The following is a 13752-nucleotide window of genomic DNA, read 5'->3' on the forward strand; positions in this document are numbered from 1 at the left end:
CTGGTTTTCCGGAGGTTTCCTCAAGTGGACGATTCAGGGAGTCTTGATCACTTCCAGACGGAGGAAACGAGCGGGTTGGCTGCTGATCGTGACGTTGTCGGTGTAGGTGGTGCTGCCCACGGATCCGAACGCAGGATAAGTGTGCGCCACGGACCAGGGGGCGTCGAGGGTTGCGCTGGCCAGGATGACGTAACTGAGTGAAGGATCCGCAATGTGAGTGAAGGTGAGCGTGAGAAAGCCTCCCGAATTTCCAACAGTGGGGAGTTTCGCAAGATCGGTCGTGGTGGGATTTCCCTGAAGCGCGTATTCCAACAGATTGCTCATGCTGTCCTTGTCATAGTCAAATGACGGTGCGGCATCGGATCCTGCTAGGCCGAAGGATGCCGTCCAGGTGTCGTATGCGGAGAAGGTGCTGCTCACGAGGGCGATAGCGGGGACGCCACCGAAATTGAACGCGGAGTTGATGGTGTATCCGGAGGGCAGGGTGCCGGTGACGGAGGCGAAGCTGCCGGTGATGCCGCCCGTGGCGCGGACGAGGATATAATAGCCCTGGGTGAGAGCGCCGGTCCCGTTGATCGAGAGAACCGAGGCCGCACCGAGCGCGATGCCGGCCGGTGTCTGGATGCCGGAAACCTGGTCCAGTGAGCCGTCGTAGCTGATAGACAGGGTTCCATCGATGGTTGCGCCGGTCGAGGATTTGAGCAGGACCTGAGGGGCGAGGGTCGCCGGGGCGGCCACGCTGATCGCTCCGGCTTGGCCGCGCAGGCCGAGAAGGCCGGCCGAGACGGTGGTGGAGCCGCTGAAATTGTTGGAAGGCGAGGTGAAAAGCGCCGTTCCCGCGCCGCTCTTGGTGAGACTGCCGCTGCCGGTGGTCGCACCGCTGAAGGTCACGGTGTGGGGAGTATTGACTTCATCAGCCGCCGTGACGGTCGCGGTTCCGGTGAGGGAAACCGGGACGTTCGAACTCGAGTCCGCGCTTGCACCGAGGGTGCCGCCGGAAAGGCGGACGCCGCAAAGCAATGCGGGGTTGGTCGAACCCAGCACGAGGCCGCCGGCTCCGACGTAGAGCGATCCGGCTGATAGATTCAGATAGGAACTTCCGCCAAGTGCGGCCTGGCCGAACTGGATGCGCGATGCCTTGGCGACGGCCGCGGCATTGTGGATGATCATGGTTACCTGACCCGCGGAAGTGCCGCCCAAGAGGAGGCCCGAGGCTGTATTCGTGGAGGTGAATGTGCCGCCATTGATGTCGAGAACCGACCAACGGTCAGGACTGTTGATGCCGAGCGTGATCGCGCCATCGACACTCAGGGATCCGGTATCGATGCGGGTGCAGACCGAGGAGTTTTCGCCATTTCCGATATTGAGAGTTCCCGTGATGGCGACAGCGCCGCCGTTGACGTAGAGTCCGTTGTTGATCTGGCCGGCGGTGGGCTCCGTGGTGCCGAGGTTGAGGCCGCTGCGGCCGAGCCTGATGCTGGCGGCATTCAGATTGCCGCCGGTCGCCACGATGCGGTTCGTGCCCGAGCCGACATTGATTTCTGTGGTGATTCCCCCGTTGAAACTGGCGCTGCCACCCGTTACCTCGAAACCACCCGAGGCGTTTGTGACCAGCGAGGACGCCGAGGAAACAAGCGTGCCGCCGCTAACAAGAAGTTTGGTATTAGCCACAGCTGCCAGGTTGACGGCGGCGGAACTGAAGCTGCCGCCGGTGGCGATTGCCAGGGTACCCGCGGAAATGGTGGCGTTGCCCGTGTAAGTATGGGTGCCTGATAGAGTGAACGTTCCCGTTCCGCTTTTGGCGAAGGTGATTCCGGTCCCGACGGGTGAGCCGGAATAGCTTGTCGAACTGTTATTCCGCCCGACCGAAAGGGATAGCGGGTTGCTTGCGATATCTGTTAGGGGTAGATTGCGGTCACCCGACAAGCCGCCGAGAGTGAGCAGCGAGACTCCCTCGACAATTGTCAGCGGCCCTCCGGCGGAGGTGTAGTTCAAGGTGCTGTTTTGCAGGGCCGAGCCGGACCCGAGGACGAGATTGCCGCTGATGATATTGGTGGTTCCGCTGAAGGTGTTGTCTCCGGTGAGGCTGAGTGTTCCGCTGCCGGCCTGTTCCAGATTTCCCGTGCCGCTGATCAGGTAGCCGAAATCGATGGCATCGGTGCGCTTGAAACGAAGTGTTCCGCCGTTGATGATCGGGCTGGAGACCGAGCCGGTAGCTCCATTGGCGCCGATCTCGAGGACGCCGGCTCCCACGGAGGTCCCGCCGAAATAGAAGTTTTCCCCGGTGAGAACGAGAGTTCCAGGGCCGGATTTGGATAGATCGGAGTCTCCGGTAATTTCCCCGGCCATGGTGAGGCTCGCGGAGGCGTCGATGCTGGCGAGGGCACCGCCATCGGTTAGGGAGACCGGTGAAGAGATGGTGTGATTGCCCGATTTCACCGTCACGGTCGCGGCAAAACCGCTGTCATTGAGAGTGAGCGGTCCGGCTCCGGCGAGGGTGAAAGGCTGGGCGCTGTCGAATGCGAGACCTCCAACCGTGCGCGGGCCGTTGACGGTGACCGTGCGTGGCGCGGTAATCGTTGCTCCTCCTGTGGCGCCGAAAGCGGCGCGGGCTCCGATCGCATCGGGCGCGACGCCGCCGGTCCAATTGCTGCCTGTGGACCAGGTGCCGTTGCTGTCCACATTCCAGAACGTCTGGGCGATCGTGCCCGAGGTGATGAGCAGTTTTACGGTGCCCGAACTGATGGCGAACACGTAATTGTGGCCGCTGACTTTGGTGGCTTCCGAAACCGCGAGGGCGGAGATCCCCGTGCCGGAAATGGCTCCGGTGTAGGTGAACACCGTGAATTCTCCGGTGCCCTCGAACGGAGTGGCGGTTCCGGGATTGTAGAGATTGAAGGTGCCGCCGTTGATGGTCAGGCCGTTCGAAGTGGTGACGGTCATCGCGTCGGCAGTGGCGATATCGGTGATTTCCCAGTTCAGCGTGGAACCTGCGGCCAGCGACAGGGATCCGACTGTTAGGCTGCCGATGGCATTGTTGCCGGGGGCGATGGTGGAACCGCTGGCAGCGGTGACCGCACCCGAGATGATGCCTTGTCCGCCGAGGGTGCCGGTGCTGTTAAGCGCCACTGAGCCAGTACCGGTGGCGGAGCCGCTGGTGTTGTTCACCATCAGACGGCCGCCGTTGATGGTGGTGGCGTTGGTGCCTTTCCGGTCGTTACCTGAAGGATTGTTGAATTCGACCAGCCCCGCGCCGACCACGACATTGCTGGGATTGAACGGGCCGCCGATCACGATGCGGCCGGTGCTGACTCCATCGGTATTCATGCTGACGGTCCCACCGCTGGTATTGTTCCTGACATTGAGCGTCGTGGCGTTCAGGAACTCGAGTTTGCGTCCGGTCTTCACGTTGAACGCTGCGGCGACGCCGCCGGTTGCCCGGTAGAACCCGTTCACGATGGTCAGATCCTGCGTCGCGTTTGCCATGTCGATGCCGCCTCCCGCGGTATAGGTCATCGTCCTCCCGGCAGAGCCGGCATCCAGGGACATCGCGACGGCTACTTCGGGGTTGAGAATTTTCAGGGTCTTCACGCCTTGGTCGGAGGCGTGCACATCGTTCACGCCGTCGCCACCGCTGTTGGCGTTCGTGACCCGGCTATCCCAGGTCCAGAGGTCGGTGGAACCTGTGCCGTTGGGGGAGAAGGAGGTGGCCGGGTTGCCCAAGCTGTCCAGCCAAGACGCGTTGGTGTTGAGATTGTTTTCGTTGTTCGCCTTGATGTAGTCCGTCGCGTGGGCGGGGGAACAAGCCAGCGTGAAAGCGAGGGCGCAAAGGGCGTGACGAAGGGACACCGGACGGGAAGAGATCGATAGATTCACGGATTTCGGGTTTTTAGGGTTTGAGTGAAAGTGGCAACGTGCCACCCACAGGGTTTTGCGATTTTCGCAGAAATACACTTAACCGTATCGATTCCCCTGAGCGCCGGATATATCGATTCCTGCAAACGATATGCAAAAAACTGCACACGGTTCAGTCATGAACTCATGGAGCGCTTGGACTAACAGATTGATCGGGGCGGACCATCTGACCGATACAAAAGGCGCGGAGATGGGGCGCTGCCTTGATGGTTTTCCGAAGGTGATCGGAATTCTAATGCCTAAATTCAGGGGGATCACGCCCCAAGCATCGATCTCAGATTTTGCCTGCGGATTTCTTTTCGTAGGAGGCGAGCAGGTCGTTGAATCTTTCTCCCTGAACGCTCACGTGGCTGCGGAGGGCCTCGGCGGTCGCCAGCTCCTCGCGTTTTTTCAGCGCATCCAGAATGATGATGTGTTCCTTCATCGACTGGCCCATTCGACCATCGGCGCGCAATTGGATCCGGCGGAACGGGCGGAGGCGCTTTTGAAGTTTCTCCGCCTCGGAGGCGAGGAAGCTGTTGCCACTGGCCTTGTAGATCAGGAGGTGGAATTCCTCGTTCTCGTAGTAATAGGCATCCGGGTCCTGTTTCTCGAACGCCGCTTGGCAAGCCTGCACCGCCCGAGTGAGTCCGACCAGTTCTCCGGCGGAAACCCGGCGTGCGGCAAGGCGTCCACAGAGGACTTCCAGCTCCGTCATGACCTCGAACATTTCGATCAACTCGACGACTCCGGGATAGCGGACGTAGGCGCCGCGGCGGGGAATAAGTTGGACCAGGCCCGAGCCGGCGAGCATTTGCAGCGCCTCGCGGAACGGTGTCCGTGAAACGCCGAAGGTCGTGGCGAGGCGGACCTCGTCGAGCCGTTCGCCGTCTTCGAATTTTCCTTCGATGATACTTTGTTCGAGGCTTTCGCGGATTTTATCGGCCGTGCGGCTATGCATGTGGCGATCCTGCCTGCATTTCCGGACAAGTTCCAGAACTCACTTTTTTGTATACAAAATGTTGCGACGGCCCCCAAATCTGCCAGTCTCCGCCTCTTAAACCGATCCTGACCTTGTCCATTGATGAAACCACGCTGCTGTCTTTCTGTCTTCTTGCCGGGCTTTGCGTCGGCAGATTGCCTGGTTCGCTGGCGGTATTTTACATCGTCAGAGCTGTTGGATAACTGATATATTGCCGCATGCAGGAACTTTCACTCATCTCCCGGGCACGGAACCATGCCGGCCGCATCGCGGTGCGGGCCGACGGCAGGGAGCATACGTATGAGGAACTGCTCGAGGCGTCATCCGCCGTGGCCGCATCCCTGCTCGACGGTGCCGCCGATCTCGCAGAGGCCAGGGTCGCTTTTCTCGCACCCGCCGGTTTCTCCTTTTTGGCGATCCAATGGGGCATCTGGCGGGCGGGCGGAATCGCCGTGCCCCTCAGTATTTCCGCGACGCAGCCGGAACTGGAATACGCGCTTCGGGATTCGGAGGCGGCTCTTGCCATCGCCATACCGAAGTATGCGGACCGGGTTTCCTCGAATTCTAACATCCGTCTGATCGTTGATGTGGAAATCGATCCGACGGCGGCTTGTGAGCTTCCGGAAATCGATCCCGCGAGGCGGGCGATGATCCTCTATACCAGCGGGACGACGAGCACGCCGAAAGGCGTCGTCTCCACCCATGCGGCGATCGAATCGCAGATTCGCAGCCTGGTGGAGGCATGGGAATGGAGTGCGGACGACCGCATCCCGCTTTTTCTGCCGATGCATCACGTCCATGGAATTATCAACATCGCCTGCTGCGCGTTGTGGTCCGGTGCTGTGATCGAAGCCTTTCCCAAGTTCGATATGGGGAAAATTTTACAACGGGTAGCTGCTGGGGCATATACGGTTTTCATGGCAGTGCCGACGATCTACGTGAAGCTGATCGAGACGCTTGAATCCGGCGGCTTCGATTCGGAGTCCGTCTGCAGGGAGTTCGCAAACATGCGGCTGATGGTTTCCGGTTCGGCCGCGCTTCCCGCGAGCGTTCATGAGAAATGGTCCGCTCTCACCGGACAGAATTTGTTAGAGCGCTACGGAATGACCGAAACCGCGATGATCATTTCGAATCCCCTCCACGGCGAGCGCCGGGCGGGTGCTGTCGGACAGCCGCTTCCTTCGGTGGAAGTCCGTCTGAAATCGGAAACCGGGGAGATCATCATGGGGGAAGGGGAGTCTGGCGAAATCCAAGTCCGAGGCCCGGTTGTGTTCCGCGAATATTGGGATCGTCCCCAAGCCACGGCGGAATCCTTCGATGAAGGATGGTTCCGCACCGGCGATGTTGCGGTGATGGAACGCGGCTACTATCGGATCATGGGCCGCCTGTCCGTGGACATCATCAAGAGCGGTGGCTACAAACTCTCAGCCTTGGAAATCGAGGCCGCGCTGCTCGATCACCCGTCCATTCGCGAGTGCGCGGTTGTCGGAGTGAAGGACGACACCTGGGGCGAGATGGTCGCCGTGGCCGCTGTCCTGATGGAGGGCTTGGGCGGACTTGAGATCGGAGAGCTCCAGGCATGGTGCAAGGACCGGCTCTCACACTACAAAATGCCGCGGAAGCTCCTTGTGGTGATGAGCCTGCCGCGCAATGCCATGGGCAAGGTGACGAAGAAGGAAGTGGCTGCCACTTTGGAAGCCTGACCCGCGTCCGGATCCCGGCAAAAGGCGGGGAAATACAATGTGGAAATATTGTATACAAAACTGCTTGATAAAATACCTGGCTTGGTCAGTTTGGCAGGCGGCTGCCCCAAGAATCCATTGCAGCCTGCCATTCCTCTCCAATGGGATTGGCAAAACCCATCGATCCACCAACCCAATTCCGCCTCCTATGAAACCCCGTGCCATCCTGTCTCTGACGACCACCATCACCACCATCGTCCTGTTCGCCGGCCTCGCGCCACAAGCTCATGCCGTTGACCTTTATTGGGACGCGGATGCAAATGCCTCAGCCGCCACCGGTGGCACCGGAAACTGGGATGTCGGCGCCGGCGGTGGCTGGCGGACAGGGAGCAGCGTCGGAGCGCTTCAGAGTTACGACAACACGGCTCCCAGCAATGTCACCGCACAGTTCGGCGGAAACTCAGGCACCGTCACCTTGATCGGTACCATCAACACGGGCGGACTCACTTTCACCCAAAGCGGCTACAATCTCACCGCCACCGCCGGGACACTTAACATCAATCCGGTCGGCGGTTCGTTCGTTTATAACACCACTACCGGTGGAACAAACACCATCACCAGCACCGTCACTTCCCCGGGAGGAACCCTGATTGCGAAAACAGGCCCGGGCACGCTCGTGCTTGTCAATGGTGGCGGCGGCGCGGGAACAGTTCCGGCATTGTATACGGTAACCGGCGGCACCTTCAACAGCGGCACACTGACCTTCGACAGCATCCTCTCGATGCCTGCAGGAAATCGGCTTGGAGCCGGAGCCCCAGCCGCCAACCCGGTAACACCGCAGGTCGTACTGGATGCAGGCACCATTCAATTCACCCAAACAGGCACCAATAATTTAGCCAATACCAGAGGGCTCAGGGTGAATGCCGCCGGCGGCGCGATTGTGGATGGAGGCGGCAATAGTTCCATCCCCTCCTACATCGTGAACAACTCAGGTCCTGGAAACGGCCTGTACATGACGAATGGCACAGGCGCGACCCTGTTCCAAGGCGCCATCAGCGGAGCAGGCAACCTGATCTGGACCGGGGCGGCAACTGCCAATACCGCCACATTTCAGGCTGTAAATACTTACACGGGTCTGACCACCGTCACTAGAGGCACTGTGAAACTTGATTTCACCGGTTCCAACACAGGCGCTTCGCGCATGAGTTCATCCGCAGCGTTCGTACTTAACAGCGGCACGCTGTCCGTGCTGGGCACCAACACGGCGGCGCAAACCACCAGCCAGACCATCAACGGCCTAACTATTTCAGGCACGGCATCGGTTGTGGATACTGTTGGAGCTGCCGGACTGAGTTCGTCGCTCGCGTTGGGCACCATTACCCGCACCAACTTGGGAACCCTTAACTTCACGCTGCCCGCAACAGGCAGCATCACCTCCATCACGGCGAACACCAACGGCATCATCGGCGGTTGGGCCACGGTGGGCGGGACGGATTGGGCCTCCAGCGCGGGTAACGGCGTCACCCCGGGCAACATTACCGCCCTCGCCTCCTACCTGACCACGACGGTGGCCGGCGACACTGCCGCCAACTATCTATCCACCAGCAACGTGGATGTCACCAGCACCCAAACTCTATCAGGAGCTGTTACGATCAACTCCGCCCGATTCAATGCCGCTGCCGCAAACACGATCAATCTGACCGGCACCAACATCATCAGCTCGGGCGGTGTGCTGGTCACCACCAACGTCGGAGCGAACGCCTCCGCCATCAACGGCGGCACGCTCGAAGGTGCCTCGGGCACGGAGCTATCAATCATCCAGAACAACACGACCGGGGTTCTGACCATCGGCTCGCTGATCGCGGACAACACCAGTGCCACCCCCCTGATTAAAAATGGTGCGGGCACTCTGGTCCTCAACAACACCAACTCCTACACCGGTGGAACCCAACTCCGGGCTGGAACCCTGAGGGTGGCACAAAACGGCGCGCTTGCAAGCGGCGACCTCGTCTTCGTCAACAGCGCCACTCTCCAAGCCGGAGGGGCGAACGTCGTTGTGCCTAACACGATCACTTTGGGCGCGACCAGCGACGTGTTCGACACCAACGGCAACACGCTGAACCTGAGCGGCGCGATCAACAACACCGGTGCAGTCAACAGTGCGATGAAAGCTGCTGGAAATGGAACCCTGGTTCTCTCCGGTACCCTGAACATTACCGGGAACGCGACCGATACCAACAACCCCGCCCTGATGTTAGCGAACCGCAACGGTGCGAATTTCGACCGCGGCACGGTCACCATCACCGGCACGGGCTCCATTTCACGCATCAGCACTGGATGGGACCACACGGCCAACGTCCTCAATTTTGCATCGACCGGAACGGTCACGATGGCGACTGATTTAGTCTCGGGACAGGGAACCGGTGGTATCCCTGGCGTGGGTGTCGTCAATTTCACCACCGGCACGCTCAATCTTGCCAATATCAACATGGCAAACTGGGACGACTCCTACGGTGGCTTCACCATGACCGGGGGAACCATCAACACCACAAACCTCCGCAACGGCGGTAATGGAAATGGGAACTGCAACAGCTATACCCTGATGACCGGTGGCACGATCAACGTCGCCGAGGTAACGACGCTCAGCCGCAACGGAAACGGCACCAATGTCCTGTATATTCATGGTGCCGACGCGCAGTTCAACGAAGGCAACAACCGTTTCAACCTTGGCTTCAGCACGGATTCGACCGGAGTGATCACCATCGACAGCGGCTTGCTCACGGTGGGCAGCAACCTCTCCTTTGCCGAGGCCAACACGGCCGGAACCACAGCCATCCTGAATCTCAACGGAGGTATTGTAAGGCCTAACACGATCGTCGCGAGTGCCAACGGCAACAGCATTTTAAACTTCAACGGCGGCACCCTGCAGGCTAATATTTCAAACGCCAACTTCATGGGTGGTCTCGCCAACGCCAATATCTTCTCCGGCGGAGCGGTGATCGATTCCAACGGAGCTGCAATCACTATCAGCCAGGTGTTTAAGTCGGCGGCTGGCAATAATGGCGTCACAAGTGTTCCACTTTCCACGGGAGGGGCCGGTTACCTCGGTGCTCCCGTCGTCAAGATCACCGGCGGAGGTGGCACCGGAGCCACGGCAGTAGCCGCCATGAGCGGAGGCGTGGTCACAGGTATCACCGTCACCAGCGCCGGCACCAATTACACCGGCGCGCCGACCGTGACCTTGGTCGGCGGCGGAGCCACGACTGCGGCGACCGTTGGCACCGCCACGTTTGCTGCGAATGCCGCCGATGGAGGTCTAACAAAGAAAGGATTCAGCACATTGACCCTCACCGGGGCCAGCACTTATCTCGGGAATACCACGGTCACCGAGGGAACCCTCGCCACCAACAATCTGGCTGCTAACGGCGTTGCATCCGGCCTTGGTGCCGGAACCACCGTGGTGCTGGATGGCACCACGCTGCAATACACCGGAGCCAGCAATAACAATGGTTTCAACCGCACGATCACCGTCGGAACCAATGGCGGCACACTCGACAATATCGGCACAGTTACTGGCTTTGTCTTCTACGGAGGAAGTTTGTCCGGTTCCAACCCGATCAACTTCATTGACTCAAGTTCCCATACGAGAGAATGGCTGATCACCGGCAACAGCCCCGGCTTTTCAGGTGACGTCTATGTCGGCAGCGGCTTCACGGGGAGTGGGATGCTCCAGTATCGCTCCAATAACCCGTTCCCGTTCGGAACCGGAGTGATCTATGTCAACGGCGGCACTCTCACCGCGGATGATGGAGCCACCGTGCCGAGCACTTTGGGGAACAATTTCGTTCTCTATGCAGGATTCCTGGGAACGCAGCAATCGAACATGACCTACACGGGTGCCATTTCTGTGCAAGGAAGCTCATCCATCGGCCATGCCTACACAGGCACTGTTGGCACCGTCACCCTGAGCGGCGTCATCGACGGCGACTCAGGAGCTACGCTCACCATCGACACGGCATCCTCCGTGACCCTGACCAACACCAATCTCTTTCCCGGTTCGGTCGATGTCTTCAAAGGAAAGCTGCTCGTCGATGGCAGCCTCCCTGCCGGCTCATTCGTGACGATCGAGGCCGGAGGCACCTTGGGAGGGAGCGGTACTGTTAATGGTCCCGTAGCGACCATGGACAGCGCGTCCACTATCGCCCCGGGCACTGGCGGCATTGGCACTCTCACCACGGGGGCGACGAGCCTAACCGGCACGCTCGCTGTCGACGTCAGTGGCACCACCGGCGACAAGCTGGCGGTCCACGGGAACCTGAATCTCGCCGGAGCTGTGCTAACAGTCAATCCGTTGGCACCTCTCACCGGCCCCGTCGTCATTGCCCAATGCACGGGTGGCACGATCTCGGGCACGTTCTCGGTTCCTCCCGGCTATGCGGTGAACTACACCTCCACCACCGCGACGCTTAGCGCCGTAGCCGCTGGCACCTACGCGACTTGGGCGACCGCAAATGGAATCAACGGTCAGCCCGCTTCCGGCGATTTCGACAAGGACGGGCTGAGCAACTTGATGGAATACGCTTTGGGTCTCAATCCCACTTCGTCCAGCGTGCCGGCAGGCACCTTCAGCGGGGGCCTCCTGAGCTTTACCAAAGGCACTGAGGCTAAGTTCAACGGAGACGTGACCTTCGAGATCGAGCAATCCACCGCGCTCTCGGGCTGGGTGGTGGTCGTCCCGGATGCCCCGGCGTCACCCACCATTTCCTACACCTTGCCACCCGGCCAACCCAAAGAGTTCGCCCGTTTGAAAGTGACTCAAAATTAATGGGGCGAACCGGCTGCCGCCTCCGCGTGGTCCGCTGATCGTCTTTCCCGTTTCGCACGGCTGGCAGCACAACGCTGCCAGCCGTGTTCGTTCTAACATTCAGCCTGAATGGGAATGATACGCGGAACGTTGTGACCCGTGAAAAATAAAGAACCGGAGCCCCGGCACCGCTTGTTGCGGTACCGGGCTCTCCGGTTCAGCGGGGGAATCTTTCTTCGGGATTTTTCACCCGGAAGAAGAGCCAAGGTGCGGCGGGCAGGGGATTCGGGAGGATATGGGTGGTTGAACGGACAATCCATGCGGCGTTCTGCAAAAGCACTTGAAATTCCTGTCATGATCTCCGCGACGGAGCGGACTTTCGGTGCGGACCCGCTGCTCAAAGTTCAATAGGGTATGCAAAAAACAGAGGTATGAGTTACCACTGCTGCACAGGTAGTAAGGTTCATGATTCAACTAAATCCGCGCATCGCCCGAAGTCTCTGCACCCTGTTCGCCCTCACCTCGGCTTCAGTGTTCGCCGAGCCGATCACTCCGAGCCGCGTCAACGAACTGCCGCCCGCGGAGCAAGCCGCTTGGAAGACCTATCTCGAAAAATCCCAAACCAGTGCGCTTGCCGAACAGGTGGCATTGCAGGCGGAAGTGACCGCGAACAGCCTGCCCAAAGCTCTCCGCGCGCCGAGTGGCGGCGATTTCAAACTGAAATTCGAAGCCGGTGATCCTTGGTTCGGCGGTGAGGAAGCCAAGGTCCTCGCCGATTCGATCCTCTCCTTTCAAACTCCCACCGGCGGCTGGTCCAAGCATCTGGGCTTCGCCGACGGCACGCGCAAACCGGGCATGCAGTGGACTTCACAAAGCGAACCCGGCGAGCCGTTCCACTACGCGGCGACGTTTGACAACCACTCGACCACCGCGGAGATGGACCTCGTTGCTGGTGTTTGGCTGGCGACCAAGCGTGAAGACTGCAAGCAGGCTTTTGTCAGGGGACTCAATTTCATTCTGGCGGCGCAATACCCTAACGGCGGATGGCCCCAGGTCTATCCGTTGGAAGGCGTCTATCACGACGACATCACTTTCAACGACGACGCGATGACTCTCGTTCTCCGGCAACTTCACGGAATCACTCTCAACCAGCCCTGCTATGCTTTCCTTGACGAACCGCAACGCCAACAGGCGGCAGCCGCTTTGGCGAAGGGGATCGATTGCGTGCTGAAGACCCAGGTCATGCAAAACGGGAGCAAGACCGTGTGGTGCGCGCAGATCGACCCACTCACACTCCAACCATCTTCCGCGCGAAAGATGGAGCCTGCCACCCTGAGCGGTTTGGAAAGCGCCAAGCTCCTCAAGTTTCTAATGGAAATCCCGTCACCCTCGCCCGAGATGGTCACGTGCATCGACGGCGGTTTGAAATGGTTCGGCGAAGCGAAGATCGCCGACCCGCCATCGAGCGAAGTCCGCTGGGCGAGGTTCTATGACCTGAAGACCGGCAAGCCGGTGTTTCCCGGCCGCGACGGCGTCCTGTATGAAACCTTCGAAGCGATGGCCGCGAAAAACAAGCTGGGCTACGATTTTTACACCACTCTGCCGGGGAGCATCGTGAGCAACAGCCAGAAAAAATGGCGCAAGATGTTGGCGAGCCAGGCGGCACGGTAGGGCCGGAAAAATCGCGCGAAACTATCGAGAAGGTTCGGCGGGCGACGGCTGCGGAAACATCGTTCGAATTGCACACGCGGTGCACGGATTCACCGGCTACCATTGACCGTTCCCGTTCTCGTTCCCAATTCACCACCCACCGACATGGCCTCAATCATCAAGCGCAAAGGATCCCCTTACTGGATCGCCACCTTCGACGTCACTCAACCAGACGGGAATGTCCGTCGCTTGAAAAAATCCACCAAGAAAACGAAGAAGGGCGAGGCAATGACCGAAGCCACCCGGCTTGAGGCGTTGGAACTGAAATCAAGCGCCGCCACGGGAGAAGCCGGCTCCCGTGCCTACGCGATTCTTTCGGAAGCTGCGGATGCAACCGCGAAAGGTGAATTATCAGAAGCTAGCGCTCGTCTGTTAATCGCCCGCTTGTGCGAAATTTCAACCGGAGATGCCCTGAAATTCTACACGGTCCGGAGTTGGTCGGATGAATGGCTTGCAATGAAAAAAGTGAATAAGAAATCTACACAGGACCGCTACAAGACCAGCGTGAAACTGTTCCTTGCCTGGCTCGACCATAAAGCCCGTGGAACGCAGGGTGAGCTGGCCCCAGAAGTCCGGCCACTGATGGGCTAAACTAAGCTATGGTGCTGGGATGCGGGAGATTGATAGGAGAGCATGGGTTCTGAATCAAGGATGGAGTGGCGAGGAACACGAAATCGGCA

The 13752-nt window shown here is 59.5% G+C and carries 6 protein-coding genes; 4 read left to right on the plus strand and 2 right to left on the minus strand.

Annotated features, from left to right (window positions below):
* Nucleotides 1–33 precede the first annotated feature (33 nt).
* The gene (locus ABIQ96_RS25000; RefSeq protein WP_348217389.1) at nt 34–3876 is read right to left on the minus strand and encodes an autotransporter-associated beta strand repeat-containing protein; all 3843 of its coding nucleotides are present in this window, start codon (nt 3874–3876) and stop codon (nt 34–36) included.
* Between the two features lie 313 nt (nt 3877–4189).
* Nucleotides 4190–4855: a GntR family transcriptional regulator gene (locus ABIQ96_RS25005; protein WP_348217390.1), complete on the minus strand. Its 666-nt coding sequence runs from the start codon at nt 4853–4855 to the stop codon at nt 4190–4192.
* Between the two features lie 239 nt (nt 4856–5094).
* On the opposite strand from ABIQ96_RS25005, the gene ABIQ96_RS25010 reads away from it, so the two are divergent.
* The 4 genes from ABIQ96_RS25010 (at nt 5095) to ABIQ96_RS25025 (ending at nt 13663) form a co-directional block, all read left to right on the plus strand.
* Nucleotides 5095–6579: an acyl-CoA synthetase gene (locus ABIQ96_RS25010; RefSeq protein WP_348217391.1), complete on the plus strand. Its 1485-nt coding sequence runs from the start codon at nt 5095–5097 to the stop codon at nt 6577–6579.
* 187 nt (nt 6580–6766) lie between these two features.
* The gene (locus ABIQ96_RS25015; RefSeq protein WP_348217392.1) at nt 6767–11383 is read left to right on the plus strand and encodes an autotransporter-associated beta strand repeat-containing protein; all 4617 of its coding nucleotides are present in this window, start codon (nt 6767–6769) and stop codon (nt 11381–11383) included.
* Between the two features lie 444 nt (nt 11384–11827).
* Nucleotides 11828–13033, plus strand: coding sequence for a pectate lyase (pelA, locus tag ABIQ96_RS25020; RefSeq protein WP_348217393.1), 1206 nt, complete (start codon nt 11828–11830; stop codon nt 13031–13033).
* A 144-nt stretch (nt 13034–13177) separates the two neighbouring features.
* Nucleotides 13178–13663, plus strand: coding sequence for a hypothetical protein (locus ABIQ96_RS25025; RefSeq protein ID WP_348217394.1), 486 nt, complete (start codon nt 13178–13180; stop codon nt 13661–13663).
* Nucleotides 13664–13752 lie beyond the last annotated feature (89 nt).

Origin of the sequence: Luteolibacter sp., from assembly GCF_039920825.1 — a bacterium.
Classification (GTDB): Bacteria; Verrucomicrobiota; Verrucomicrobiia; order Verrucomicrobiales; family Akkermansiaceae; genus Luteolibacter.